At 62.0% G+C, this 25788-nt stretch carries 25 protein-coding genes; 9 read left to right on the top strand and 16 right to left on the bottom strand.

The features are described 5' to 3' along the window. Positions 1-13 precede the first annotated feature (13 nt). The 3 genes from PLAV_RS10400 to PLAV_RS10390 all read right to left on the bottom strand — a co-directional run bounded on the left by PLAV_RS10400 (position 14) and on the right by PLAV_RS10390 (position 4203). Positions 14-1399 (bottom strand): ABC1 kinase family protein, encoded by a 1386-nt coding sequence (locus PLAV_RS10400; protein ID WP_012110971.1) that lies wholly within the window; start codon positions 1397-1399, stop codon positions 14-16. Then, entirely contained in the window at positions 1396-3240 is a 1845-nt protein-coding gene (locus PLAV_RS10395) for a M3 family oligoendopeptidase (protein WP_012110970.1), read from the bottom strand. The genes PLAV_RS10400 and PLAV_RS10395 overlap by 4 nt, the downstream gene beginning before the upstream one ends. Before the next feature lie 123 nt (positions 3241-3363). After that, a complete protein-coding gene (locus PLAV_RS10390; protein ID WP_083762559.1) occupies positions 3364-4203 on the bottom strand; it encodes an OmpA family protein in 840 nt (279 codons plus the stop codon). A gap of 359 nt (positions 4204-4562) precedes the next feature. Here PLAV_RS10390 and PLAV_RS10385 point away from each other — a divergent pair, with 359 nt between their 5' ends. After that, positions 4563-6098 carry a sigma-54-dependent transcriptional regulator gene (locus PLAV_RS10385; RefSeq protein WP_012110968.1) on the top strand — a complete coding sequence of 512 codons (1536 nt, stop codon included), beginning with the start codon at positions 4563-4565 and terminating at the stop codon, positions 6096-6098. A 452-nt stretch (positions 6099-6550) separates the two neighbouring features. Here the strand turns inward: PLAV_RS10385 and PLAV_RS10380 are convergent, their stop codons facing one another. The 5 genes from PLAV_RS10380 to PLAV_RS10355 form a co-directional block, all read right to left on the bottom strand. Beyond that, positions 6551-8389, bottom strand: coding sequence for an AAA family ATPase (locus PLAV_RS10380; RefSeq protein ID WP_202943979.1), 1839 nt, complete (start codon positions 8387-8389; stop codon positions 6551-6553). 53 nt (positions 8390-8442) lie between these two features. After that, positions 8443-8952: an ABC-three component system middle component 5 gene (locus PLAV_RS10375; RefSeq protein WP_041535949.1), complete on the bottom strand. Its 510-nt coding sequence runs from the start codon at positions 8950-8952 to the stop codon at positions 8443-8445. After that, positions 8949-10145 carry an ABC-three component system protein gene (locus PLAV_RS10370; protein WP_012110965.1) on the bottom strand — a complete coding sequence of 399 codons (1197 nt, stop codon included), beginning with the start codon at positions 10143-10145 and terminating at the stop codon, positions 8949-8951. The genes PLAV_RS10375 and PLAV_RS10370 overlap by 4 nt, the downstream gene beginning before the upstream one ends. 321 nt (positions 10146-10466) lie before the next feature. Next, positions 10467-10823 (bottom strand): HVO_A0114 family putative DNA-binding protein, encoded by a 357-nt coding sequence (locus PLAV_RS10360; protein WP_012110964.1) that lies wholly within the window; start codon positions 10821-10823, stop codon positions 10467-10469. Continuing rightward, positions 10820-11101, bottom strand: a complete 282-nt coding sequence (locus tag PLAV_RS10355; RefSeq protein ID WP_041535947.1) for a toxin-antitoxin system TumE family protein — start codon at positions 11099-11101, stop codon at positions 10820-10822. The genes PLAV_RS10360 and PLAV_RS10355 overlap by 4 nt, the downstream gene beginning before the upstream one ends. Positions 11102-11527: 426 nt before the next feature. On the opposite strand from PLAV_RS10355, the gene PLAV_RS19660 reads away from it, so the two are divergent. Further along, positions 11528-11686, top strand: a complete 159-nt coding sequence (locus tag PLAV_RS19660; protein ID WP_168713192.1) for a hypothetical protein — start codon at positions 11528-11530, stop codon at positions 11684-11686. Between the two features lie 31 nt (positions 11687-11717). On the opposite strand, the gene PLAV_RS10350 is transcribed toward PLAV_RS19660, so the two are convergent. Then, positions 11718-12596 (bottom strand): ion transporter, encoded by an 879-nt coding sequence (locus PLAV_RS10350; protein ID WP_012110962.1) that lies wholly within the window; start codon positions 12594-12596, stop codon positions 11718-11720. A gap of 166 nt (positions 12597-12762) precedes the next feature. Between PLAV_RS10350 and PLAV_RS10345 the strand changes: the two genes are divergently transcribed. The 5 genes from PLAV_RS10345 (at position 12763) to PLAV_RS10325 (ending at position 16202) form a co-directional block, all read left to right on the top strand. Then, complete coding sequence (locus PLAV_RS10345) at positions 12763-13005, top strand: hypothetical protein (protein WP_041535946.1); 243 nt, start codon at positions 12763-12765, stop codon at positions 13003-13005. Positions 13006-13093: 88 nt separating this feature from the next. Beyond that, positions 13094-14233, top strand: a complete 1140-nt coding sequence (locus PLAV_RS10340; RefSeq protein WP_012110960.1) for a PAS domain-containing sensor histidine kinase — start codon at positions 13094-13096, stop codon at positions 14231-14233. After that, positions 14230-14874: a response regulator FixJ gene (gene fixJ, locus PLAV_RS10335; RefSeq protein WP_012110959.1), complete on the top strand. Its 645-nt coding sequence runs from the start codon at positions 14230-14232 to the stop codon at positions 14872-14874. Before PLAV_RS10340 ends, fixJ begins: the two co-directional genes overlap by 4 nt. A gap of 72 nt (positions 14875-14946) precedes the next feature. After that, positions 14947-15351: a response regulator transcription factor gene (locus PLAV_RS10330; RefSeq protein WP_012110958.1), complete on the top strand. Its 405-nt coding sequence runs from the start codon at positions 14947-14949 to the stop codon at positions 15349-15351. 122 nt (positions 15352-15473) lie between these two features. Next, complete coding sequence (locus tag PLAV_RS10325; protein ID WP_012110957.1) at positions 15474-16202, top strand: helix-turn-helix domain-containing protein; 729 nt, start codon at positions 15474-15476, stop codon at positions 16200-16202. A gap of 20 nt (positions 16203-16222) precedes the next feature. Here PLAV_RS10325 and PLAV_RS10320 read toward each other — a convergent pair whose 3' ends face one another. The 7 genes from PLAV_RS10320 to PLAV_RS10290 all read right to left on the bottom strand — a co-directional run bounded on the left by PLAV_RS10320 (position 16223) and on the right by PLAV_RS10290 (position 23010). After that, entirely contained in the window at positions 16223-16858 is a 636-nt protein-coding gene (locus tag PLAV_RS10320; RefSeq protein WP_012110956.1) for a GNAT family N-acetyltransferase, read from the bottom strand. Between the two features lie 161 nt (positions 16859-17019). Then, positions 17020-17616, bottom strand: coding sequence for a hypothetical protein (locus PLAV_RS10315; RefSeq protein WP_012110955.1), 597 nt, complete (start codon positions 17614-17616; stop codon positions 17020-17022). 115 nt (positions 17617-17731) lie between these two features. Next, a complete protein-coding gene (locus PLAV_RS18960; protein WP_143710201.1) occupies positions 17732-19516 on the bottom strand; it encodes a bifunctional helix-turn-helix transcriptional regulator/alpha/beta hydrolase in 1785 nt (594 codons plus the stop codon). A 125-nt stretch (positions 19517-19641) separates the two neighbouring features. Then, positions 19642-21402 (bottom strand): bifunctional helix-turn-helix transcriptional regulator/alpha/beta hydrolase, encoded by a 1761-nt coding sequence (locus PLAV_RS18955; protein WP_012110953.1) that lies wholly within the window; start codon positions 21400-21402, stop codon positions 19642-19644. 71 nt (positions 21403-21473) lie between these two features. Next, positions 21474-21731, bottom strand: a complete 258-nt coding sequence (locus tag PLAV_RS10300) for a DUF2312 domain-containing protein (protein WP_012110952.1) — start codon at positions 21729-21731, stop codon at positions 21474-21476. A gap of 116 nt (positions 21732-21847) precedes the next feature. Then, on the bottom strand, positions 21848-22150 hold the full coding sequence (locus PLAV_RS10295; protein ID WP_041535945.1) for a DUF1244 domain-containing protein: 303 nt from the start codon (positions 22148-22150) through the stop codon (positions 21848-21850). Positions 22151-22170: 20 nt separating this feature from the next. After that, a complete protein-coding gene (locus tag PLAV_RS10290) occupies positions 22171-23010 on the bottom strand; it encodes an N-formylglutamate amidohydrolase (protein WP_012110950.1) in 840 nt (279 codons plus the stop codon). A 20-nt stretch (positions 23011-23030) separates the two neighbouring features. Here PLAV_RS10290 and PLAV_RS10285 point away from each other — a divergent pair, with 20 nt between their 5' ends. Together PLAV_RS10285 and pyk are read left to right on the top strand one after the other, a co-directional pair. Continuing rightward, entirely contained in the window at positions 23031-24374 is a 1344-nt protein-coding gene (locus tag PLAV_RS10285) for a glycerate kinase type-2 family protein (RefSeq protein ID WP_012110949.1), read from the top strand. Continuing rightward, the gene (gene pyk / locus PLAV_RS10280; protein ID WP_012110948.1) at positions 24358-25788 is read left to right on the top strand and encodes a pyruvate kinase; all 1431 of its coding nucleotides are present in this window, start codon (positions 24358-24360) and stop codon (positions 25786-25788) included. Before PLAV_RS10285 ends, pyk begins: the two co-directional genes overlap by 17 nt.

The following is a 25788-nucleotide window of genomic DNA, read 5'->3' as shown; positions in this document are numbered from 1 at the left end:
GGAAGGATGCCGCTCAGGCAGCGAGCGGAACGCCCGCCTTCTTTAGCGCGGCGCTCTGGCGCTTGTCGAGCATCGTGGCATCGAAGTCCTCGATGGTCTCATTGAAAAGCCTGTGAAAATTGAGTTCTGCGCCGAGATGCAGGAAGACCGAGCCGAGGCCGATGGCGGCGCGGTCCATGAACACGAATTCGCGCGGCGGCGTAACGGGGCCGAGTTCGCGCAGACGCTTGTGCACACTGAAGGCTTCCTTGCGGCCATATTCGCCCGGCCCGATACCGTCGGCCACGGAGCGCACCCGGTTGTCGAGCAGCGGCGCATAGATGAAGCCCGCCCACACATTCAGCACATCTATGAGTTCATTGGAGAGATTGCGAAAACCCCAGCGCTCATAAGCGGCGGCTGCCCGGTCGCGATCATTTGTTTCGAGCGAACGATAAAGCTCGACCACACCCGCGACGAATGCCGGCGGAAAAATGCGGATGCAGCCATAGTCGAGGAGATTGATGCCGAGATCCTGTCGCACCGTGTAGTTGCCGAGATGAGGATCGCCATGGATGACGCCGTAATGGCTGAACGGCATCCACCAGGCGGCGAACATGGTCTCCGCGATGCGGTTTCTATCTTCGAGCGGATGGTCGCGGAATGAGAGAAGCGGCTTGCCCTCGAGCCAGCTCATGGTGAGGAGACGCTTCGTCGAGAGCTGGCTATAGACGTCCGGTACGTCGATCCGCGCATCATCGGCAAAGATGTCCGCATAGAGCCGCATATGCGCGGCCTCACGCTCGTAGTCGAGTTCCTCCCGCAACCGATCGCCAATCTCCTTGTACATTTCACGCGTGTCGATGGCGCTGTCCATCCGGCGATGAATCGAAAAGATGAGACCCAATTGCTTCAGGTCGGCATCGACCGCGGATTGCATGTCCGGATATTGAAGTTTGACGGCAAGTTTCTCGCCATCGTCCGTTGTCGCGCGATGCACCTGCCCGAGAGAAGCGGCCGCCGCCGCTTCCTTCTCGAAGGTGCCGAACCGTTGCTCCCAGCCGGGCCCGAGCTCCGCGCGCATCCGCCGCTTGACGAATGGCCAGCCCATCGGCGGCGCAGCGGACTGGAGCTCGGCGAGCTCTGCTGCAAACTCGGCAGGCACAGCTTCCGGGATGGTCGCGATCATCTGCGCGACCTTCATGATAGGCCCTTTGAGGCCGCCCAGGGCCGATTTGAGCTCCCGCGCCGTGCGCCCATCCGCCTGGTCGAGCCCGAGAAGCCGCGCACCTGCCATACGCGCCGCGATGCCGCCGACACCCGCGCCTACCTGCGCATAACGCTGCACACGGCGGCCAAGACTATTCGCCTCGTTGTCGCGAGGCTTCGGCGGATCGTCGCGCGGCGGCTCATTGCTCATTCCATCGCCTCAAGCTCGTCGATGAAGCCGCGGATCATGGAGAGACCCTTGTCCCAGAAGGCAGGGTCGCTCGCATCGAGCCCGAACGGAGCGAGCAGTTCCTTGTGGCGCAACGTGCCGCCGGCGGAAAGCATTTCGAAATAGCGTTCCGCGAAACCTTCCTGTGCCTGCTCGTAGACCGCATAGAGCGAGTTCACGAGGCAGTCGCCGAAGGCATAGGCGTAGACATAGAACGGCGCATGTATGAAGTGAGAGATGTAGCACCAGTAGGTCTCGTAGCCTTCGCCGAGATGGATGGCCGGACCAAGGCTCTCGCCTTGCACGTCGAGCCAGATCCGGCCGATATCTTCCGATGTCAGTTCGCCTTCCCGGCGCGCGGTGTGAACACGGCGCTCGAACGTGTAGAACGCTGTCTGGCGGACAACCGTGTTGAGCATGTCCTCGACCTTGGAGGCGAGCATCGCCTTGCGGCGTTCCTTCGTCTGCGCTCCGGCGAGAAGTTTGCGGAAGGTGAGCATCTCGCCGAAGACACTCGCCGTTTCGGCAAGCGTCAGCGGTGTATCGGCCATGAGCGGACCTTGCTTCGCCGCGAGCACCTGGTGAACGCCGTGACCGAGTTCATGCGCAAGCGTCATCACGTCGCGCGTCTTGCCCTGGTAATTGACCAGCACATAGGGATGTGCGCTCGGCACGGTCGGATGAGCGAAGGCGCCGGTCGCCTTGCCCGCCCGCATGGGCGCATCGATCCAGCCCTTGTCGAAAAACTGACCGGCGATCTTCGCCATGTCCGGCGTGAAGCCGCGATAGGCGTCGAGTACTGTATCCCGCGCCTGATTCCAGGGGATCACTGCATCGTCTGAATGTGGCAAAGGCGCATTGCGGTCCCAATATTCCAGGCGATCGAGACCGAGCCATTTGGCTTTCATCGCATAGTAGCGATGCGAGAGATCGGGATAGGCGCGCCGCACTGCATCCACCAGCGCCTCCACGACTTCCGGCTCCACGCGATTGGCGATATGCCGCGATTGCGCGATGTCGTCAAAACCGCGCAGGCGATCCTCGATCTCCTTGTCCTTTGCAAGCGTATTGGTGATGAGCGTGAAAAGCGGCGTGTTCGCCTTGAAGGTCTTCGCAAGCGCATGCGCCGCTACTTCGCGCTTCGCCGCATCATGGTCAGAAAGAAGATGCAGGGCACCTTCGACCGTCAGCGTCTCGCTATCGACTTCGAATGTAAGCCGCGCCATCGTTTCGTCGAAAAGGCGGTTCCATGCGGCATGCCCCGTCAGGCTTTTCTCATGCAGAAGCGTTTCGAGCTCATCGGAAAGCTGATAAGGCCGCATCGCGCGCAGGTCGCGCAGCCAAGGCGCGTAGTGGCCGAGCGCCGGATCTTCGAGAGCCTTAGCCAGCACGTCGTCTTCAACCCGGTTCAGTTCGAGAGCGAAAAAGAGAAGGTCCGTCGAAATCGTGGTGATCTGGCCCTGCATGTCGCCATAGAACTTGGCATAGGCCGGATTGACGCTGTCCTGCGCATAGAGAAGCCCGGCAAAGGAGATCAACCGGCCGAGCTTGTCCTCGATCTCTTCATAGGCCTTCAAGGCCGCGGCAATCTCCTTGCCGCCCTCGGGCGCCGCTGCCAGCGCGCCGATGCGGCCCTTGTAGAGCTTGTTGAAAGCCGCCGCCGCCTCCGCCGCCCACCGGAGATCCGCTTTAACTTCAGGCGCATCTGGTGCCGAATAAAGATCGCCCAGGTTCCAGACCGGCAGCTCGCCCAGCAATTCCTGCTGATCTTTTGCGTTACTCACGGATGAGGCAGGGGCAGAAACGGGCTTGAGACGCAGCATTCGGACACTCCATGGGAAGGTTCTCGAACTTATATCGCGCGTCCGCCCCCGTCATTCAACGGAGCAAAAGAAAAGGGCCCCAGCCTTGCGGCTGGAGCCCTGATCTTGGCGTCGGTTACTGCGTTAGCAGCCGGCAACCACCGCACGGCGGTTGAGCGGCTCACGTACGCCGTCTCCCGTCTGCACGGCAAGCTCGGTCTCGCCGCGCGAAACCGCGCTGCAGAGTTCCTTGCCCTGGGCCGTCAGCGCGTTGGACACGGAGTCCGCACGGCGCTGGCCGAGTGCCTGGTTGTAGGCACTGCTGCCCGACGTATCGGTGTGACCGATAACCGAGAGCGGGCCGGTCGTTTCAGCGACGATCTGATCGATCACCGACTGCGCTTCCGGTGTCAGGTTATACTTGTCGAAACCGAAATAGATGGTCCACGGACCGGACGGCGCCTGAAGGGCGCAAGCCGTGAGCGCTTCGTAGAACGCGGCCTTCTCGGCTTCCACGCGATCCGGCTGTACCGGGCCGCCTTCGCCGCCGAAGTAGGAGCCGTTCACGCCGAGCTTGTTGTCGCTCGCCTGTTCGACCCAACCGTCGTAGTAGCGCTGCGCCTTGGCGCATTCACAGCCGCGATCGGTGCGGCCGCCATTGTCCAGTGCGGACATCAGCTTGGAACGGGCGTCCTGCAGCTCAGGCAGATCGCTCGAAAGAACCCCTTTGGTGGCGGGGTCGAAAGGAAGAACGGTTTCGCCAGCAGCCGCAGCGCGGCCCTTGGCAACGATCGTGGCCGTATCGACCCAGTTGCAATCGACATAGGCTTCCGAAGTCGCCCTGTCCTGATATTCGCGAGCCAGGCAAGCGTTGAAGGAATCACCCTGAATGTCTTCATGCAGGTACGATTCGGCGGTCCATGTGCCGCAACCAGCCAGCACAAGGAAAGAACCCAACGCTATTAGCCGGGATATCATTTTCATCCCAATCTCCGTCGTTATTTCGCTTTGCCCCCCGACGATACGACGGGTGGCCCGGACCCCACCGGTAAGCCCTCATAAGCCCAATTTCATCGCACGGAACCGCAGAAACCATCAACCCGTATCAGAGGAAACAACGCAGTTCTGCGCTATGCGTCACATGTCGGCAACACTGTTGCGCGGCGGAATCGGTGGGATATGTGACCAAATGAGGATCAAAAGGCGAATGTCCCAGCATGTGTCACCACAGGGCGATTATTGGCCTGCGGATTAAGGGCCCCTTTACCAATACGGCCCAATATGGGGCAAAAGCGGGGTTATCCCCGGCCCTTTATTGCGATTTTCTGCTACCGAGGAACAGGATGACCCAGGCCATTCTTATTGTGGATGACGATCCGGCGCAGCGGCGGATCCTGGAGGAGGTCGTCAACCGTGACGGCTACCGAGCCATCCCCGTGGATGGCGGCGAGGCGGCACTGGCCTATCTCGAGGGGCCCGGCGGCGCGGAAATCTCGCTGGTGATTCTCGATCTGGTCATGCCCGGCATCGACGGGATGGAGGTGCTGAAGCGCGTCCACCCGAACAAGCCGAACCTGCCCGTGATCGTGCTGACCGCCCATGGCGGCATCGAAACGGTGGTGAACGTGATGCGCGAAGGCGCCTCCGACTTCGTGGTGAAGCCGGTCAGCCCCGAACGCCTCCACGTCTCGATGCGCAACGCCCTCAAGGTGAACGCGCTGACGGGCGAGATCAGCCGCCTCCAGAAACGCAAATCCGGCCAGCTCACCTTCGCCGACATCATCGCGCCGAGCGCCGCCATGGCACCGGTCATCCGCCTCGGCAAGCGCGCCGCGCAATCGAACATCCCGATCCTGATCGAAGGCGAGTCGGGCGTCGGCAAGGAACTGATCGCCGCCGCCATCCAGGGCGAAGGCGACCGCGCCGGCAAACCGTTCGTGACGGTGAACTGCGGCGCGATCCCCGAAAACCTCGTCGAGAGCATCCTGTTCGGCCATGAAAAGGGCGCCTTCACCGGCGCGTCCGACAAACATGCCGGCAAATTCCAGGAAGCCTCCGGCGGCACACTCTTCCTCGACGAGATCGGCGAACTGCCGCTCGACATCCAGGTGAAGCTGCTGCGCGCGCTGCAACAGGGCGAGGTCGACCCCGTCGGCTCGAAGAAGCCCGTCAAGGTCGATATCCGCCTCATCTCGGCAACCAATCGCGAGATGCTGCAGATGGTGAAGGAGGGCCGCTTCCGCGAAGACCTCTATTACCGCCTCAACGTCTTCCCGATCCATGTGCCGCCGCTGCGCGAGCGCAAGGACGACATCCCCGAACTCGTCGCGCATTTCATCCGCCGTCTCGCGGCGGAAGAAGGAAAGCCGGTCGTCGGCATCTCGCGCGACGCGCTCTCGATGCTCTGCGCCTATGAATGGCCGGGCAATGTGCGCCAGATCGAAAACACGATCTTCCGCGCCATCGTGCTTTGCGACGGCGAGATGCTCGAAGTCTCCGACTTCCCGCAGATCGCCAGCATGGTGGACGGCTACCAGGAAGCGGCCATGCCGCGCGCGGCCGCCACCACCGCCACCCATGCACCGCACGCCATCGGCGAAGCGGCGGCGACGGATACCGGCGCACCGCTTTACGCAGCCCAGCCGCAACAGACCAACACGCTGGCGGATTTCGCCCGCTCGAACTTCTCCGACGGCATCTCGATCACGGATGAAGCCGGCAATGTCAGGAAGCTTGAAGACATCGAAGCGGAAATGATCCGCCTCGCCATCGACAAGTACAAGGGCCACATGACGGAAGTCGCCCGCCGCCTCGGCATCGGCCGCTCGACGCTCTACCGCAAGGTGCGCGAAATGGGCCTCGAGGTGCGCGAGAACTGAACGAACCTTCTCTCCTTCGTCAGACGGGAAACGGCGCGGCGCAATCCGCGCCGTTTTCTTTTGCGGCAAGCGGGGATAAAGCGGGTTCGGAGAGGCCACTGTCATCGAACCGTCACGAGACTGTCACATTGATCCGCAGGCGGACTTATCTCCGCTTCGTGAGGCATTTTCCGACGGACACTTCCCGGACTGAGTGGCCCCCGAGGGGGCCACCGTCAGCGAACTGCCATGAGACTGTCATATTGATCTGTAAACGGACTTATCCCCGCCGCGCGAAGCCCTTCCGGACGCTCCCGGAGCCGGCACAGACACCGCCCGCAAGACTTGTCCCCACCCTCCCCGGCCGCCCGCGCCCCACTTGTCCCCGCTGTGGCGCGAACACCATGTGGCGGGAATGTCTGTGGCGAGGGGGATACAGGGGGATAAGTTAATCGTTATCCTCCATCCGTTTCTTAGCCGACGGAAAGAGTACGGTTCTCGTGAGTGTAGTGCGGCCCGATTGCGTATTTATCTTCATCGAGAGATGGGTTGAACATCGAGGTTGTGAAAATAATTTGGTGGTCCAACTCCGCATCTTCCGAAGCCCGCAAAATGATCTCTTGGAAATTATGGCTCCGGTTCTGCTCCATCCCTTTGTCTTCGATGTTATCGAATAAGACAAAACGCGGATGATAGAATTTCTTATCCTGCGTAGCTGCCAGCAGGAGCGAGAGAATGACCGCATTCTTTACAATGACATTGCTGCTTTCGGCAAAATTCAGCTCGCCATCGACAAGGACAGAATTGTCACCAAAATTAACGGCCACGCTCTGAGCATTCTGGAACTCATCTTGGCGATCCAAATCTTGTTTCAGAATGGCTTTCGCGGTTTCGGAAACACGTGTCAGCGCCTGCCTTCTGCGTTGCCCGCTGGCGACTTCCAAGGCTTTCTGGCGATCCTTCAGGCTGTTGATCTGCTCCTGCAAAGCAGCCTTTTCGTCGCTAAGCGATTGTATCTCAAGGGCTCTTTCCCGAAGCCGCGTCAACTCTGATAGCTCACGGTCAATCTGGCCGAGGCGCTGATAGCGCTCGGCGACAAAACTATCACGAGGCGAGATACTTATCTCATACCTGACGGTGTATTCGGAAAGCTCTGCTTGGTAATTAAGGCGCAGCCGACGAAGCTCGCGCTCCATGTTGGCAGAAGAACGCTTTTTCTCCTCTAGGAGCTGTCGGGATTCCCGTATCTGTATGTCCAAATCCATCTTGATCTGGAGATAGCGGGAGCGCTCATGCTCGGGATCAGTCTTGGTGCCGCACAGCACGCAATGTTCCGGCCCTAGGCTATCAGACAGCGGTGCGAGGCATGCTGGGCAATGGGTAAAGTCGATATTCCCAACGATGTCTGATGAGGTTTGCGCTCGTGGCAATTTTTCCGCCAGATCTTCCAGATATTCGAGAAAGTTGGTGAGATCGGCAACTTCAAGTTCGTTGATGTGAAGATTTTGTTCATTCAACGCAATCTGCTTGCGGTAGTTCCGCAGCTCGTCGGCTGCTTTCTTTTGTCCCGCTATAAACTCCTGAGCACGACCGGAATCGAGAAGCTCGTCAACGTTGTCAATCTCCGTTGCCAATCTGTCGTATTCAGCGATCATGTTGACCACGCGGCTATCAATTGTCTCCACCCGCGAAAGCGCTTCATCCGGTGGCAGCACGCTCAAAAGGGCCGTATACTGACGGTTCTTTTCATCAAATTGTTTATCAAGCTTGCGCAGATTGAGTTCTATCTCATACAGCTCATATACGCTGAGCCCGCAAACGAGATCACCGACCGCTTCACGGATTTCGCGCGTATCGAACGGTTCAAATCGGAAAAGAAATGCCGCCGGCGTACGCTGGTCCGAGTAAAGTAACCGCATCAATTGGTTCATGGTGATATTGGCAGCTCCTTGGCTTTGCGCTTCAGGAATACCTGATGCGCGAAACAGAACCTGTGAAAAGCTCTCTCGGCTTTCCGACCTGCGGATAGGATAGGTTTCCCATCCGTCTAGCCCATGTTGCTCCGCATCCACCATTGGACCAAAGAAGACGTGCATTGGGGTTTGCGCACGGTCAATCTCCCTGCGGAGCGTCAGCACGCCGCCTTGTGTCGCGACTTCGGCCTGCACTTCATCGCAGTTCGCGGCCACCGTCTTCCAGTTATCAAACTCTCCGCCGAGGATATAAAAAATGAAATCGGCAATTGTGGATTTGCCGGAGCCATTCTCTCCCCTGATTATATTGACGCCGGCATGAAAGCTCTGGTCGTACACCGACGCTCCTTTCAGAAGCACTCGAAGACGCCTGATATGAAAATGAGAATAGCTCAACGGACCACCCTTCTTAGACCAGTGCTCCGACGCAAAGCACCAATGTCAGTGTCTGCAAGCGCAAACGAACGCGCGATGAATTTGGCGACTTGGCTTTCGGCGTCGCCAAAGAGTGGTACGAACCGATCTTCAAAAAGCTCAAAACCTGCGGCAGAGGCCGCTACCGCACCTTTCTCAAGCTTCGGTAAATCAATTAGGCCTTTGCCCGTTAGCGTTCTGAACGCTTGGCGCTGAACCTCGTCCATTTTCTGAAACAGGATCGGAGGAGACGGATAGCTGATGAAGGCTTTCTCCGGACGCGGGATTCCAAGTCCGGTAAATTCCTTCCGTACTTCGCGAGTCATGTGCGTCTTGTGGAGGAGTGGGGGATTGGCGAGATAGAAATCGGCGATGAACAGCCGCTCCGGTGACGGCGCAGCATCCGTGCTCCAAAAGCTTAGTAGTCCGCCAATCCGCCGGATTGCGTCGTAAACATCAAGCTGCGGGTACCAGAGACGGCTGCTCATGCTGCGTCCCACTGAATGTAACATTGCTCAGTGAGAAAGTAGAGCGCCTGCAAAATCGCGGTCGGGCTCAAATGATCCTTTCCTGTACCGCTGCACAATGGATCAATGACATGCACTTGCAGAGCAGCCGCAATTTCTTCGTCGGTCGCGCCCTTGCAGATTTTTCCGCCGTAGACGTGCGTAAAAAAACGTTGCTCGACTGCGGCCAGCACCGCATCGCTTTTAGTTTTGGCGTCGGTATGTAAGCCCAGCTTGTAATAACGCTGCGCGAATTTATTCTGGAGGCTGTTGGCTTTCTGATATTCGTGTTCTCGCCCCGCATCGATCAGCTTTTGCAGCAGGTCTCGACGATCCGATTCGGAACTTGTGCCATAATCGTCCGAGGCGAATGAATCGAGAGCGCCGTCTTCACCCGCCGACATGGAACACTGCTGCAGAACAGCCTTCAAGTGACGGCACAATGAAACGTAAATGAGATCGGTCCGTTTTGCCGGTTTGCAAATTGAGATGTGATCAGCATCGACCGCCACCGGCCTCGTGGCTCCGACCCCCGGGTCAGCGCTGTCTTCTGGAACGATCACGCTAGAGCCTTTGGTCTTATATTTTTCATAGTAGGCCACGGTTGCGATACCCGCACCGTTCGCGAAGTCGCGATAGGCTTGGTTGAGACTAGTCAGATAGCCACTATCGTTGCTTAAAAGGTCCACATGCGTGGAAGAAAGCCGCGGTACAATAAGCTTTACCGCCGAAGCCAGTGAGGCTCCCTTGTGCGGCGTTGCCATGAAGACGGCGAGACGGGTTTGCGCAGCAATCGCTTGCCAATCCCTGTCAGCACATTCGTTGGATGCGCGGAGCATTTCTTTGACAAGGATGCCGCCAAGACTGTGGCCGACTAAGGCAATCGGTCTAGCTCCGATACCGTTGGCGGCAAGATGCTCTAGCATATTGCCTGCCCGCTCGTGGAGATTCATCTCCTTCTTGGCCCATTTTCCGAAGATGCTAGAAGGGTATCCCAGAGCGTATACCGACACCCCCTCTAGCTCTTCGCACAGCCATTTGGGCCAGTATTCCTGTTCAGGTCCTCCGGAAGTCCAGGTTTCGCGAGGGTCGCCAGTGAGGCCGTGAACAAACAGCACATCGAGCCGGGGCTCTCCGCCAGCGCACACTTTAGAGAAGTGTGGACCATCAGACATGGAAATAGCCTTGGCGAACTATCGCCAAGACCTCCTTGCCGATGTGAAAAACGCCCACGGCGGAACTACCCATCGCAAAGCGATGGCTGCCAAGCCTTTTCAGTCGCAAAACTTGCAAGTTTGCCCCCACCCAATCCCCAAGCACAATCATTGCTGGTAACCGCTGCTCGTGCAACCTCCTGAAATTCTGTTGAAAAGCAGCATTCGGGCTGAAGCGCACCGCCTGAGAGCAAGGCATTTGCGACGGCGGGTCGTTCAAACGGTAACAAAGCGGCCCCGTCGTTACCGAACTACACACGAAAATTCACGCCCGGCCTTTTTTCACGCCGCCTCAATATCCACGTCCAGCCGGATACGATCATAGGGAAAGCTCACGCCTTCTTCCGTGCGGTCGATCATGCCGCAATTGATGAGGGCGGTTATGTCGCCATGGACGGCTTTCACGTCGCGGCCGATGCGGCGGGCGACTTCGCGCATGCTGAGCGGGCCCTGGCCCGCGAGGGCTTTCACGACTTCGAGGCGTGCGGGCGAGAGGACGCGGTGCATGTCTTCATAGGAGCGGAAGATCAGTTCGTGGCGGGGCTTCACGCGCTTGCCCCCACCCGCTTCCTTCCAGGCTTGCAGGAAGCCCGACTTCATGTCGGAGAAGTCTCCGATCCTCACTCGCAACGTGGTCATTCGAGCATCCTTTCGACATCGGCGGAAAAGTCGGCAAGCAGCGTCTCGGGATCGACGAATTCATAGGGCTCTTCCCGCTCGCCAATATGGCGGTGATCGCCCTTGCCTGCCTCGTTATCGTAACGCAGGACGCATTCGTCGCTTATCACGAGCGCAAGGCGGTACTTGAAGGAATGGGAACTGCCCTTGAGCGGCGCGGGCAGCTTCCAAAGTACCGCCTCCGCGAAAGCGTCGTCGCGGAAATATGTGCGGGCGCGATAGAGCAATTCTGCTTTCACGTTGGTCAGGATGACAACACTGGGGAGTGTTGTCAAGAACTACAACACTTAGCTGTGCGGCGAAGGTGTGTTGGGTGCGGGTAAGCCGGGGATGATCTGAAGGCCCCTCACCCTTCGCCTCGCTGAGCCCGAGGCTCGCGAGGTCTTTCAGGTTTCTTCGGCGAGAGCATTGGCCAGTTGGTGCCGAACATGACGCGGTTTGCGCCGATGGTTTTCATGTAGTCGGTACGTCTTTGAGACAGGGAAAGGCGGCTGAAACTTTTTGCCTCCGAAACGGTTTTTTATGGGCGCGCCTCTTGCCGTTCCGGCGGGGGCTTCCCATCTGTTTGTTGCGAATTATTCGCAACTAGACCATAACGTTCTTCTCCGGCCCTTTGGCGGCATGTTTCCGCGAGGGCCGGCGTCACGATCACGCGAGGTAGCCCCATGTCCATCTCAACATCCCTCAGAGAGGCGTTCAGCCGGGAATTGTCTCTGGACGAAATGCTGGCGGACCCGATCGTGCGGATCGTGATGAAACGCGACGGCGTGCGGGAAGGCGATATCCGCGCGCTGGCGGAGCGGGCGGCGGAAGGCCGGAGATAGGGCGGAGAGAGGCCTGAGATAGGCCGGCCCGTCAGCGTGCCGCTTTTTCTTCCAGCAGCTTTTTGATCTCGGCGATCTCCGCGCGCATGGCGCGGACATCCGCCGCCGTCGCCTCGCGCTCGGCATGCGCCCGGCGCTCGATTTCGGCGCGCTCGTCGCGGGCGCGGGCGTCGCGCGCGTCCTGGGCGGCGTTCTGCTCCTCGTCATGCAGCGCCTGCATCGAATTCACGATGATGGCGATGAAGAGGTTCAGCACCATGAAGCTCGTCATGACGATGAAGGGAACGAAGAAGATCCAGGCGTAAGGATAGACCTCCATCACCGGGCGCACGATGCCCATCGACCAGCTTTCCAGCGTCATGATCTGGAAGAGCGAATACATCGAGCCGCCGATGGTGCCGAACCAGTCCGGGAAGCTCTGGCCGAAAAGCTTGGTTGAGAGGACGGCGCCGACATAGAAGACGAGAAAGAGCACGGCGATGATCGAGCCCATGCCGGGCAGCGCGCCGAAAAGCGCGGCGACCACCTTGCGGAGCGACGGCACGACGGAGAGAAGCCTGAGCACGCGGAGGATGCGGAGCGCGCGGAGCACCGAGAGCGGCCCCGCGGCCGGCACCAGCGCGATGCCGACAATGATGAAGTCGAAGACGTTCCAGCCGTCGCGGAAGAAGCGGAGCCGCGCGGCGACGAGCTTCAGCGCGATCTCGATGACGAAGATCGTGAGCGCGACGCGGTCTATGGCGACGAGGAGGGGGCCGGCCGCTTCCATCGCCGTGGCGGAGGTCTCGAGGCCGAGGGTGACGGCGTTGACGAGGATGACCGCCGTGATGAAATTCTGGAACCAGGACGCCCCGACAAGCGAGGCGATGCGCGCGCGGAAACGGCCCGGTTCGGTTTCGGTGACGGTCATGAACGCCCTGCCCTCGATGTGACGGAAATCCCATGGCCGAGATAAGCGAGGGCGGAGCGGGATGCAAGCGCGCGGAACATGACCTCGATCAATGAAGGCTTCCCGCCTCTCTGGCAGGCTGCCCTTCATGAGGGCAAGGGCGCCCCCGCCGCTTGAGGAGGATGACATGAATGCGCGCGTGACCGCTTTTCTTCCCGGTCTCGTTTTCACGGCACGCGATGCCGAAAAGCCGGGCGCACCGCTCCTTGTGCCACTCTGGGTCGCGCTGGGCATTGCCGGCGGCGCGGCGCTGCTGCCGGTCTATGGCGGGTCCGCATGGGCGCTGCCCGCCCTCGCCTTTCTCGTTCTCTGCCCCCTCGCCGTCGCCGGCGTGCTGCTGGCCGAAGGAGCCGACGCACCCGCCGAGTGAACGCGCCACCCGCGGACCCGATATGGGTTGGCGGCTCCGGTCACCGGGAGTACCCTTGAGGAAGGGTTTGAAGACCGGGCGGTGAGCGATGGATACCGGCATGGACATGCCGTTCAAGGACGCGGAGAACGCGGCGCTTTTCCGCATGCTGATTGCGACGGCGGTGGATGGCATCATCGTCATCGACGCCGCCGGTAATGTGCGGCTCTACAACCAGGCCTGCGAGCGCCTGTTCGGCTATACACCGGAGGAAGTTCTCGGCCGCAACATCAAGATGCTGATGCCCTCGCCTTACCGCGACGAGCATGACGGCTATCTCAGCGCCTATCACAAAACCGCCAACCGCAAGATCATCGGCATCGGCCGCGAGGTGATGGGTCAGATGAAGGACGGCTCGACCTTCCCCATGTATCTCTCCGTGGGAGAGGGCGTCTTCGAAAACCAGCGCATCTTCGTCGGCATCATTCACGACACATCAGAGCGCCACTTCGCCGCCGGCCGCCTGCGGGAAGTGCAGGAAGAGCTTGTCCACGTCTCGCGTACGAACGAAATGGGCCAGATGACCTCGGCCCTCGCGCATGAGCTGAACCAGCCGCTCACCGCCATCATGAATTATGTCCGCGCGGCGGCACGGACGATCGAGGGGCTCGACGATCCGGCTGCAATCCGCGCGCGTGAACTCATCGACAAGGCCGCCGAGCAGACCGGCCGCGCCGGCCAGATCATCCGGCGGCTGCGCGATTTCGTGGAGAAACGGGAAGCCTTCCGCGCCGAGGAAGACCTGAACCAGACGATCAGGGAGGCGATTGCGCTCGCCCTGATCGGCGCCTCGGACAGCAATGTGAAGGTCGCTGTCGATTTCGACCCGAACATTTCCCCTGTCATCATGGACCGTATCCAGATACAGCAGGTCGTCGTCAATCTCGTCCGCAACGCCGTCGAGGCAATGCAGAGCGTCGAGCGGCGCGAAATCCTCATAAAGACGGGAACGGACGAACCCGGCTATATCTACGCGTCCTTTGCCGATACCGGACCAGGACTGCCGGAAGAGGTGGCGAGCCGGCTGTTCCAGCCCTTCGTCACGACCAAGGAGAAGGGAATGGGCATCGGCCTCTCGATCTGCCAGACCATCGTGAAAGCACATGGCGGCCGCCTCTGGGCCGCGCGCGACGGAAGCGACGGCACCACCTTCCGCTTCCGTCTGCCCGCAGCGGCGCAGAACCTATGAAGACGGATGAAACAGTCTTTGTCGTCGATGACGACGCCGCCGTGCGCGACTCGGTCAGCGCGCTGCTGGAATCCGCCTCCTTTCGCGTCGAGAACTTCGATTCGGCTGCTTCCTTCCTGGCATCCCGGGCAACGGAGCGGCCGGGCTGCCTCGTCGTCGACATAAGAATGCCGGATATGGACGGGCTCGAACTTCAGGAAGAAATGGTCCGCCGCCAGATCGCACTGCCGGTGATCGTGATGACAGGCCATGCCGACGTGCCGCTTGCCGTGCGCGCGATGAAAGCAGGCGCGGTCGATTTCATCGAAAAGCCGTTCAACGACGAGCTGTTGCTCGACAGCGTGGCCCGCGCGCTGGAAGCCGGCCGCCAGCAGCGCGACGATGCCGGCTTTGCCAAAGCGGCCAAGCACCGCGTCGCCGGCCTCACCCAGCGCGAAAGGGAAGTGCTGGAACATCTGGTCGCCGGCAAGGCGAACAAGATGATCGCCTATGACCTCGACATATCGCCCCGGACCGTCGAGGTGCATCGCGCGAACCTCATGGAGAAGATGCAGGCAAGAACACTCTCCGACCTCGTGCGCATGGCGCTTGAAGCCGGTGTGCGCCTGGCAGGCAATGCCAGGCAGGCCGGACCTAGGTAAACTACGTATTGGGCACCGCGTGCCGCCTCTCTATTCTCTCCGTGGGCAAGGTTCGTCGCCACGGAGGCGGCAGTGAAGAGTTTTCAGACCGCGACAATCTATGTAGTCGACGACGACGATGCTGTGCGCGATTCCATGCGCGCGCTGCTGGAATCGCATGGCCTGACCGTGCGGGACTATTCCTCGGCGCTTCATTTTCTGAGCGATAACGACGACGACCTTCGCGCAAAAGGAAGCATCCATGGCTGTCTTTTGCTCGATCTGCATATGCCGGGCATGAATGGCGTCGAATTGCTGGAACGGCTGAAGGAGATGGAAAATCTTCTCCCCGTGATCGTTTTCACCGGCCGCGCCGACGCCGTGTTGCGGAACCGCGTGATGCAGGCTGGCGCATGTGCGCTGCTTGAGAAGCCGGTAAACGAGGATGACCTGAAGCGGGAGATCGGCCGCACTCTCCGCGGCAAGGCCCTGGACTGATCCCGCCGCAAACGGCCTCTAAGTGTATCTACGGATTTTGCACGTGGTTCAGGCGTGACAGGATTTCCTCATGGCAGAAGGCAGAGGCCGCCAGGCCGGACGCGATGCAGGAGGGGTTCCGAATGTCTATCACCGCCATCCAAGCTGTTTCTCCACGGTCCATCCACCGCTACGCCGCCGGGGCACCAGCCGCGCGCCAGAGGCCGGAGGCTGACGGCCGGGGGAACATCTCTCTGCTGCGGAGCAGCGACACGACACTGAAGTTCGAACGCAACCAGACGATATACAGCGAGGGCGAACGCGCTCTGTTCTCCTACCGGGTGGTGAGCGGGGCGGTGCGGCTGTGCAAGATCTTTTCCGACGGCCGCCGTCAGATCTCGGATTTCTGCCTTGCGGGGGACTTCTTCGGCTTCGCCTCGCCGGACGATTATACGCTGACCGCCGAGGCCGTGAACGACACGATCCTCGTCCGCTATTCTTCCGGACAAATCGACTGTCTCGGACAAACGTCGCCGGATCTTCGCGATCAATTGATGGCCCTTCTCTATCGCGGTCTTTCCGATGCCCGGAACCATCTGTTCATGCTCGGCCGCCAGACCGTCAAGGAGCGCGTGTCCTCGTTCCTGCTCATGATGCTGGAGCGTCAGGGCTGCGCGGGCAGGACGGGCGACCGGCTGGATCTGCCGATGGGACGGCAGGACATAGCTGACTATCTCGGCCTGACCATCGAAACGGTATGCCGCGCACTGAGCGACCTGAAGCGCGCCGGCGTCATCTCGGCGCCGAGCAAACGCGCAATCATCGTGAAGAATGCCGGCCTCCTTCGGGCCATGGCATTGGGTGAAGCCTGACTTACTTTCCACCCGCCGCATCAGACGAGATGTTTCACCATTCGGATATGGGAAGGCACGCCGTGTGAGGCCGCGATTTTCGGCACGGCGCTTTCCACCAGCCTCTCCAGCCCCATGCGCTCATAGAAGCGCAGTGCCGGATTGACCGAGGCAACATCGAGATGGAGCGAGGCGCAGCCAGCCTTGCGTGCCCGCTCATAGCAATCGACCAGAAGCTTCTCGCCGATGCCCCGCCCGCGCGCTTGCGGATGGGCGGAGAGAAAAAGCAGATACCAGGCATCGTCCGGCACATCGGGAAAGAGCCATGGGATATGGCCCGCAACGGAAGGGAGATGGGCGATGAGGTCCGGCCCCGCCTTTTCCGCCATCGCGATCATGGCCGTGCCGAATTCCTGCTCATAGAGGCTTTGCGGGAAACCGAGCGCGATGCCTGCGAGATTTCCATCATGGAGCGCCGCCCTGGCGTGAACATGGGAGAAGGCACCGCCCTGCTGCTGCCATTGAAACCCGGTGATTTTCAGGAAGGCTTCGAAGTCCCGGTCATAGAGACAATCGAAAACATAGGAGCCGGTGTCGTAGATGAGCCGGGCGGCGAGATCCGGTTCGCCGGGCCCTGCCTCTGCCAGCACGATCGTATCGGCATTCATGACCGTCATGAGTTCGCTCCCATTTTTTTGCCGGGGCGAAACTAGCACGGGGGAGCCTTGCGGGCTCCCCCGTTATCCGCTGACAGCCTAGGGGTGTGCGTCCGGGTGAACGCCTGAGACAGCCAGCGGAATGCCCGATGGAAACGTCTCTTGCGGGAACCGGGCGCGCCCTAGCAGCCCTTGCCGGCCGCTATGCCCGCCAGCACCTGCATGCGGACCTGCGCCTGCTGGCTCTGTACCTGCGCGGCCTGACGCTGCTGCTGGTTTGCCGAATCGACAGCGGAACTGGCCTGAATCGCATTGACGGCGGCGCCACCGCCAAAATAGCCGCCGAAGGTCTGGGCAAGGCCGATGCCGATGCTCGCAACCTGCGAGGTGGTGGCGGTGTTGTCGGCCTTGGCGACGATTTCGTTCATGCTTGCCATTTCGGCGGCGAGCTGCGCACAGCTCTTCTGGCCGTCATCCGGCTGGGAGGCGGCGATCGGCGCATTGGCGCCCGGCGTCGCGATAGCGGCGGCAAGACCTTGCCCGACGGCACCGGCCACCGCCTGGTTGGCAAGCGCCCCGCCGGCGGCCGCCTGCGCGGCATTGTAGTTGAAAGCGCCCGCTGCGCCCGCCTGGGCGATAGCGGCCTGCTGGATGGCCTGCTCCTGCGGCGTCGGGACATAGGCGCCCGGTATCGCGGCCTGCCCGCCCGCGCCCGTTGTCTGGCAGGCAGACAGCATGAGTGCGGCGGCGAATACGGCGCCCGCGGCGATCTTCTTCATCGGATGTTCCCCTTTTCAAGCAGCCCGGCACCCCATGTCCGGGTCTTGAAAGGAGTCGTAGCGGGCGGGATCGGCCGTCTGAATAGTGCAAACGCACCAAGCGGCGAAAAATCCCTCAACCCCGGATCAGGCGCTCGAAGATCTCCGGGTAGTGCTTGTTGATGAAACAGTGACCGGCGCCGGGGAAAACGCGCATCTCGTCCGGCTCAAGGCCGACTTCCTTCAGGCGGCGGCGCAACTCGTCAAGCGGCACCACACCATCCTCTTCGCCATGCCAGACGATGATGGGCGCCGTGATGCCCGCGAGATCGAGCGAAACGCCGTCGAGATAAAGCTGCGATTCACGAAGAAGGCCTGCATAGGTATGCGCCACCGTTTCCATGGTGGCGCGGACCATTGCCTCGTGGAGGCTGGGCGTTGCACGGATGAACGCCACATCGGCGGGCGATTGCTCGAAGAATTTGAGAACGAGCGGCCGGATGAAGGCGCGCGACATCTTCGCCCGGAGAATATAGAGCGTGGAATCGAGGAGCCAGGGATAGCGGCGCAGATTGTTGAAGAAGGCGCCGAGCATGCCGAGCGGCTTTGTGCGGCTGCCTTCGGGAACGCCGAGGCGCGGCGAGGTGAGCATCAGAAGCTGGACGCGGGCGCCGAGATGCGCGGCGGCGGCGAGCGCGAAAGGCGATGCCGAAGACCGCGCGACGAGACGGAAACGCTCCAGACCGATTTCGTCCACGAAGAAGGCGAAGTCCCGCGCGAAGCTTTCAAAAGTGAGATCGGGATCGGCGGTGGAGGCACCCGTGCCCGGCCGTTCGACGGCGATGAGCCGGACGCCGTGGCTCACCGCCTGCTGCGTCTCGACCGGCCAGAGATAGGAACTGCTGACGGAACTCGGGAACATGACCACCGGCACGCCGCCCTTTGGGCCGTAATCGCGGTAAGCGAGCTTGCGGCCATCCGGCAGCGTCACGAAATCGAGCGGCACTTCGCCAGGCGCGGACGGCTCGAAATGATCGGCGATGCCGCCGCTTGCGGTGCGGATATAGGACGCGAGCTGCGACAATTCCGTCAGATGACGGATGAGATCGCTCTGACGGTTGACGCCGAGCTTCTCGAAGACGCTGCGAATCTGATTGCGCGCGGTGTTGACGGAAATGCCGAGCTCGGCGGCCGCCTCCTTCAGAGAGAGCCCATCCTTCAGCCGCGCGGCGAGGCGGGCTTCGGCCGGTGTGAGGCCGAAGGTTTCGCGGTACATGCGGCTCGCATCGGCCGCGGCGTCGCGGTCCGGCGCAACAAAGGCGATGGCGCCCTTGCGCGCTTCCGGCGGAAGGGAAAGCCGGCGGCGAAGCGGCTCGGGCAGGTTCGCCTCGGCGACGATATAGCCGAGCACAGCCTCCTCGCCATCCTCAAGCACGAGACGCAGCAGCGCGGGCCCGGCCGCTCCTTCCGCGACCGAGGCGGCAAGCGCGCGAAACCGAGCGGCGTTTTCCGGATCGTTGAAAACGAGGCGCTCGCCGCTATGGAGCGGCTTGCAAAGCGGGCCGAGCATGACGCGCGCGGCCTCGGAAAGATCGGCGATGCGGAGATCGCGTCCCAGGATCATGTGGCAGTAGCTGGAGGCGCGGTCTTCCGGCGGCGTCTCGTGAAGGCGGCGCGCAAGTTCTTCCGCGCGGCCAAGATGCACACGAACATCGTCCATCAGCGCGCCGATATTTTCGTCGTCGCCGCCGGCGCCGATGCCGTCGAGCAGGGAGGTCATTTCCTCCCAATTGTCGGGGTCCGTTGCATAGGCGTAGACGGCGTCGAGCGCCATGGCGATATCGGGGCGGACAGAACCGGGCTGCCGCGCGGATGCCGCACGCTGCAACTCCTCATCTTCCACCGATTTCACCCCGGACACGCCACGCCCCTGACAGAGACTTGCCGGAACACCCCGTCCCGCCCGTGGCACTTTAGGCCGGAAGTGAGAGAGCCGGAAACCTCAAATGAGGGCAATGAATGTCACGCACCGCAAAAAGATTGCAGTTAATGCTTATCATTGAGGAGGCTGGTCAGCACGTCACGGAAATGTGTGAACAGAACCATATGGCCATCATCCGGCATCGGATGGAATGCCTCCACCGGCATGTTCCGCAGCATACGCTGCACATCCTCGGCCTTGTTCATTTCATCGCGAAGCCCGTGCCAGACGAGAACCGGACGCGCGAGGCCGGAAACATCGACCGGGGTTTCCTTCGCATAGAAGTTCAACTCGCCGACAAGGCCCTTATGCGTCTTGTCGAGCGCCTCGACGAAACTGTCGGTGAAGCAATCGAGAAGACTCGTATCCGCCTCGAAGACCAGACGGTCCGGTTCCGAGTTTTCGAGGAAGTTGCGGATCATGGGCCGGAAGAGACGGCGCGACCGCTTGGCGCGCATGATGGAAAAGACGGCCTCGAAGAGCCAGGTGTGGCGGCGCAGCCCGCCGAAGAACTGATGCATGCTGCTGACGGGAGCAAGGTCCGCGCGGAAAGTGAGGCGCGGCGTTGCCAGCGCGACGCGCGTGACGCGCTCGCCGAGAACGGACCCGGCGGCGAGCGCAAAAGGCGCACCCGACGCCCAGCCAAGCACCGCGAAGCGCGCAAGGCCCAGCGCGTCGGCGACATGGCCGAGATCATGCGCGAAGGAAACATAGGAACAGTCGGGGTCGGGCGTCGACAGGCCGATGCCGGGACGCTCGACGGAGATGAGGCGCACGCCGCAATCGCCCGCGATGACCGCTTCCCGCGGACGCATCAGGCTCGACTGCACGAGCGGATGGAGAATGACGACCGGCATGCCGTCCGGCCTGCCGAGATCGCGCAGCGCGATGATGCGCCCGTCCGGCAGCGTAACCATGCGCCGTTCGGCGCTGGTGACTATTGCCTTGCCGCGAGCGGACGGCGCGCCCTGCATGCTGGCGGCGAGCGCGGCGAGCTCGGTCAAATGGCGCACGAGATCGCTCTGGCGGTTGACGCCGAGCTTGTCGAAAATGCTGCGGAGCTGATTGCGCGCGGTATTGACCGCGATGCCGAGCTCGCCCGCCGCTTCCTTCAGCGTCAGCCCGAAACGAAGCCGCGCCGCGAGCCGCGCTTCAGCCGGTGTGAGACCGAGCGCCTTGCGGAAAATCTCCGGCGCTTCCTCCATATCGTCCTTGTTGGCGACGATGAGCGCGCAGAGCGGACGGGGCCCCTCCTCATCCGCATCCGCCGCGCGCAGCACCGGCGAGGTGAGCCGCGCGCCGGGAACGAGGTAACAGGCAAGGCGCGTCTCGCCATCCTCTCCCGCGAAACGCAGAAGGACGGGAGCCATGTCCGCGTCCTTTTTCAGATCGTCCAGCGCGCGGCGGAATATCGCCGCATGCTCGTCTTCGCGGAAAGAGAGACGCTTGCCGGTTTCGACGGCGGGCGAGATTGCATCGAAGACGGCGCGGCCACCGGCATTCGATGCCATGACGCGCCGGTCCGCATCGAGGAGGAGCAGCGCATAGGCGATGTCGGCTTCATGCTCCGCCGCGCCGTGAAGCCGCGTCGCCAGCGCGTCGGCGCGGCTCAGATGCGATATCAGCGAGGACGCGATCTCACGGCTGTCGCGCGGCGCATCGGACCGAAAACTGTCATGGTCGAGATGAGCGAGAAAGCCGATCAGGTCTTCCCAGTTGTAGCGCGAGGCGGCATAGCTGTAGACGGCATCCACCGCGTCGCCGAGACGCGAGGGCGCGGCCTCTTCCGGCACCGTACCCGGACCCTGACGCGCGTCGTCGTTCACCCCTGACCCCCCGTTAGCACGGCATCAACGGGGACAGTATGGACGATACGGGGGCCTGTGCGGAAGAAGTCTCAGGCCATGCCCAGCGCGCTGAGGTAAAGTTCCAGGATCGCTTCCTGTTCCTGGCGCTCGGCCTTGTCCTGCTTGCGGATACGCACGACCTGACGCAGCGTCTTCGTGTCGAAGCCATTGCCCTTCGCTTCGGCATAGACTTCCTTGATGTCGTTCGCGAGCGCCGCTTTTTCCTCTTCGAGGCGCTCGATGCGCTCGACGATGGAACGAAGCTGGTCATGCGCGACGCCTGTATTGGGGGTATTGCCGTCCGCCATGATGCGTCGCTCCAATTATGCAGGTACATGAGTGAGGGTCGCGACGATAGTGCCGCGGGCAGGCGGCGGCAATATGCGCCGGCGAGAAAGCTGTGGATAGTCGGGAAGAGCGGCGCTTACCCGTGGGATTTTTTCTGCGCTTCGGCGAAGGCGGCAAGTTGTTCGGGCGTCGCTTCGGGCTGGTGCTTCGCCTTCCACTCGGCGAAAGGCTCGCCATAAATCGTCTCGCGCGCCTCATCCTTCGATATCTCGATGCCTTTTTCAGCCGCCGCCTCCCGGTACCAGTCCGCCAGGCAATTGCGGCAGAAGCCGGCAAGGACCATCAGGTCGATATTCTGCACATCCGTCCGCGCGCCAAGATGCGCGACGAGGCGGCGGAAAGCGGCGGCTTCGAGCTCTGTCTGCGTGGCTTTGTCCATGAGGCGTCCTCTCTCGTGTCTCATTGCGATATGGGGAGGGCGGGATCGGCATGCGAGCCGAAATGCCGGATAGCGCGAAGGCCGGGCATGGCGCAGATGGGACCAAGATGGCGCGCGTAACGCGCCGCCCATGCCGCCTGCCCTTCTTCCGTCTCTATCAGGTCCTGCCGGATTTCGATAAGCGCGTGGGGCAGCCCGTGCATCGTCGCGTGACGATAGAGGCAATCATTCTTGAGACGGCCCGTATAGGGCTCGTTGTCGCCGACGACGATGTCGCCATCCTCGCGCAGCGCGGCCATGAGCGGCACGGGCAGGCGGCCGTCCTTGTCCCAGAGAATGCCGGTATGCCAGGGGCGGATATGGGCGCGCCAGCGCGGCGTGAAGCTGTGGACGGAGATGAGGACGGGAACGGTATCCGCCGCCCGCGCCCGCGCGATCATGCGCTCCACGGCATCGTGATAAGGCGCGTGGAAGGCGGCGATGCGATGCGCGAATTCCACGGCGCCTCGATGCGCATCGACATCCCGGTTGCCGGGAATGACCGCACCGTCGGACAATTTCATGACGATGGTCGGATCGTCCTCGCCCCGGTTCAGATCGACGAGGAGGCGCGAATAGCGCCCGAGCACGGCCGGGCAATCGAGTAGCGCCGAGAGGTGCCGGGCGACACCGGCGGCACCGATATCGAAGGCGATATGGCGCTCGAACTCCGCCGCCGCGAGGCCAAGGCTGCCATAGCCCTCCGGCAAGGCATTGGAGGCATGGTCGCAAAGGACGAGAAAGCCCGGAGAACCGCCGGGGTTCACCAATTCGAAAGGCTGTGACCGAGAATTTTCCGGCTGAAGTGACAGATCGCGCATTCGCGCATTATATCTGAAGGATGGAAGCGCGGGACGAGGAAACACGGGCGCTGCTGAGGCGCCTCTACGATGCGGCGGTAAAGGATGCATTGCCCGCATCCTGCCTGCCGCCCCATCTGCCCAAACCGCCGGCGCCGGGCGAAGGCCGCCTCGTCATCTTCGCGATCGGCAAGGCGGCGGCCTCCATGGCGGCGGTGGCTGAAGATTATTACGACAGGGAATTTCCGGGCACCCATATCGAGGGACTGGCGCTGACGCGCTACGGCCACGCGCAGCCGACGCGCCATGTGGAAGTGCTGGAAGGCGGCCACCCCGTACCTGACGCGGCAGGCGAAGCGGCGGCCAAGCGGCTTCTGCGAATGGCCGAGTGGATGGGGCCTGAGGATTTCGCACTTGTGCTGCTCTCCGGCGGCGCCTCGTCGCTGACGGCACAGCCGATACAGGGCATCACGCTTGATGACGAGATATGGCTGACGCGGGCGCTGCTCGCCTCGGGCCGTCCCATCGGCGACATCAATTGCGTGAGAAAACACATCTCGCGGATCAAGGGCGGCAGGCTCGTCGAGACGATCCACCCTGCCCGTTCGCTTACACTGGCGATCTCGGATGTGGCGGGCGACGACCCGAGCACCATCGCCTCGGGACCGACCGTGCCCGACACGACGAGCAAGGCGCGCGTCATGGCGATCATCGACGCGTTGCGGCCGCCGGTCTCGGAGACGCTTCGGGCCGCAATCGACGCCGCGCCCGAGACGCCGAAGCCGGGTGCGGAGATATTCGCTCATGCCAGCTACAAGCTGATCGCAAGCGGCACCGGCTCGCTCGGCGCGGCAGCGGCCATTGCTCGCGCCGAGGGCTACGACCCCGTGGCGCTGGGCGACGCCATAGAGGGCGAAGCGCGGGAGCTGGCGGCCGAGCACGCCAAGCGCGTGTTTCAGGCGCGGGCCGAAGGACGCCGGGTCGCCATCATTTCGGGCGGCGAAGCCGGCGTGACATTCGGCGATGGTGAGAAAGGCGGCCGTGGCGGCCCCAACCAGGAATACGCGCTGGCGCTCGCCATAGCACTCGATGGCATGGCGGGCGTCACGGCGCTTGCGGGCGATACGGACGGGATCGACGGCGGTTCGGGCGAGGCGGATGACCCTGCGGGGGCCATCATAACGCCAGACACGCTTGACCGCGCCCGCGCGGCAGGGCTCGATGCGGCGGAAATGCTGGAACGTCACGATTCCGGCACGTTTTTCGCGCAGCTTGGCGATCTCGTTAAGACCGGGCCGAGTTACACGAATGTGAACGATTTTCGGGTCATACTGGTCGAGAACACTGAGACAGACAGGAGCGACCAGGTTGATTCGCCGCCGTAACGTCAAGATCATCGCGACACTTGGCCCCGCTTCCGACACGCCGGAGATGATCCGGAAGCTGTTCGATGCCGGTGCCGATGTCTTCCGCCTCAACATGAGCCATCTCGACCATGCGAACCTGAAACGGGTTCACGCAGCCGTGCGGCAGGTGGAGGAAGATTGCGGCCGGCCCATCGGCATTCTCGCCGACCTGCAAGGACCGAAGCTCCGCGTCGGCGAAATGACCGGCGGTTCGGCGATGCTGGAAAAGGGCGCGCGCTTCCGCTTCGACATGAACAAGGCGCCCGGCGACAAGACGCGCGCGCCGCTGCCGCATCCTGAAATCTTCAACGCCGTGTCGGCCGGCCAGACTCTGCTGCTCGACGACGGCAAGATCCGCGTGCTCGTGAAGGCCAAGGCGAAAGATCACATCGACACCGAAGTCATCATCGGCGGCAAATTGTCGAACCGGAAGGGCGTGAGCTTGCCCGACACGCTGTTGCCGATGGCGGCAATGACCGAGAAGGACCGGCGCGACATCGACATGGCGCTCGAACTCGGCGTCGACTGGGTGGCGCTCTCTTTCGTGCAGCGCCCCGAAGACGTTGCCGAAGCCCGCAAGATCGCACGCGGCCGCGCGGCCGTGATGGCGAAGATCGAGAAGCCGCAGGCGCTCGGCCATCTCGAGGAAATCATCGACATTGCGGATGCCATCATGGTGGCGCGCGGCGACCTCGGCGTCGAACTGCCGCTCGAGCAGGTGCCGGGCTGGCAGAAGCGCCTGACGCGCGCGGCGCGACGCTCCGGCAAGCCGGTTGTGGTCGCCACACAGATGCTGGAATCGATGATTTCCTCCGCCACTCCGACACGGGCGGAAGTCTCCGACGTGGCGACGGCTGTTTTCGAGGGGGCGGACGCCATCATGCTGTCGGCGGAATCGGCGGCGGGACAATATCCCGTTGAAGCCGTCACGATGATGGACAAGGTGGCGCAATCGGTTGAGGGCGACCCGACCTATCCCGGCATCATTTATGCGCAGCGCGCCGAACCGGAAGCCACGGGCGCCGACGCCATCAGCGCCGCCGCGCATTCCGTTGCCGACACGCTGAACGCGGCGGCAATCGTCTGCTGGACGAATTCCGGCTCGACGGGCCTCCGCGCCGCGCGCGAACGGCCTCTCTTTCCGATCATCGTGCTGACGCCCGTGCCCGCAACGGCACGGCGGCTGGCGCTGGTCTGGGGGCTGCACTGCGTATTGACGGAAGACGCCAAGGACCTCGACGACCTGTCGGACCGCGCCGGGCGGATCGCCTTCTCGGAAGGTTTCGCGCAACCGGGGCAGCGCATCGTCGTGACGGCGGGCGTGCCGCTCGGAACGCCGGGTGCAACCAACATGCTGCGTGTTTCCTTTGTGGGACGGCGCGACCGCGATTGA

Source organism: Parvibaculum lavamentivorans DS-1 (assembly GCF_000017565.1).
In the GTDB taxonomy this organism is placed as follows: Bacteria; Pseudomonadota; Alphaproteobacteria; order Parvibaculales; family Parvibaculaceae; genus Parvibaculum; species Parvibaculum lavamentivorans.
Note: the sequence above shows the minus strand (reverse complement) of the source record. Positions and strands in the feature narration are given on the sequence as shown.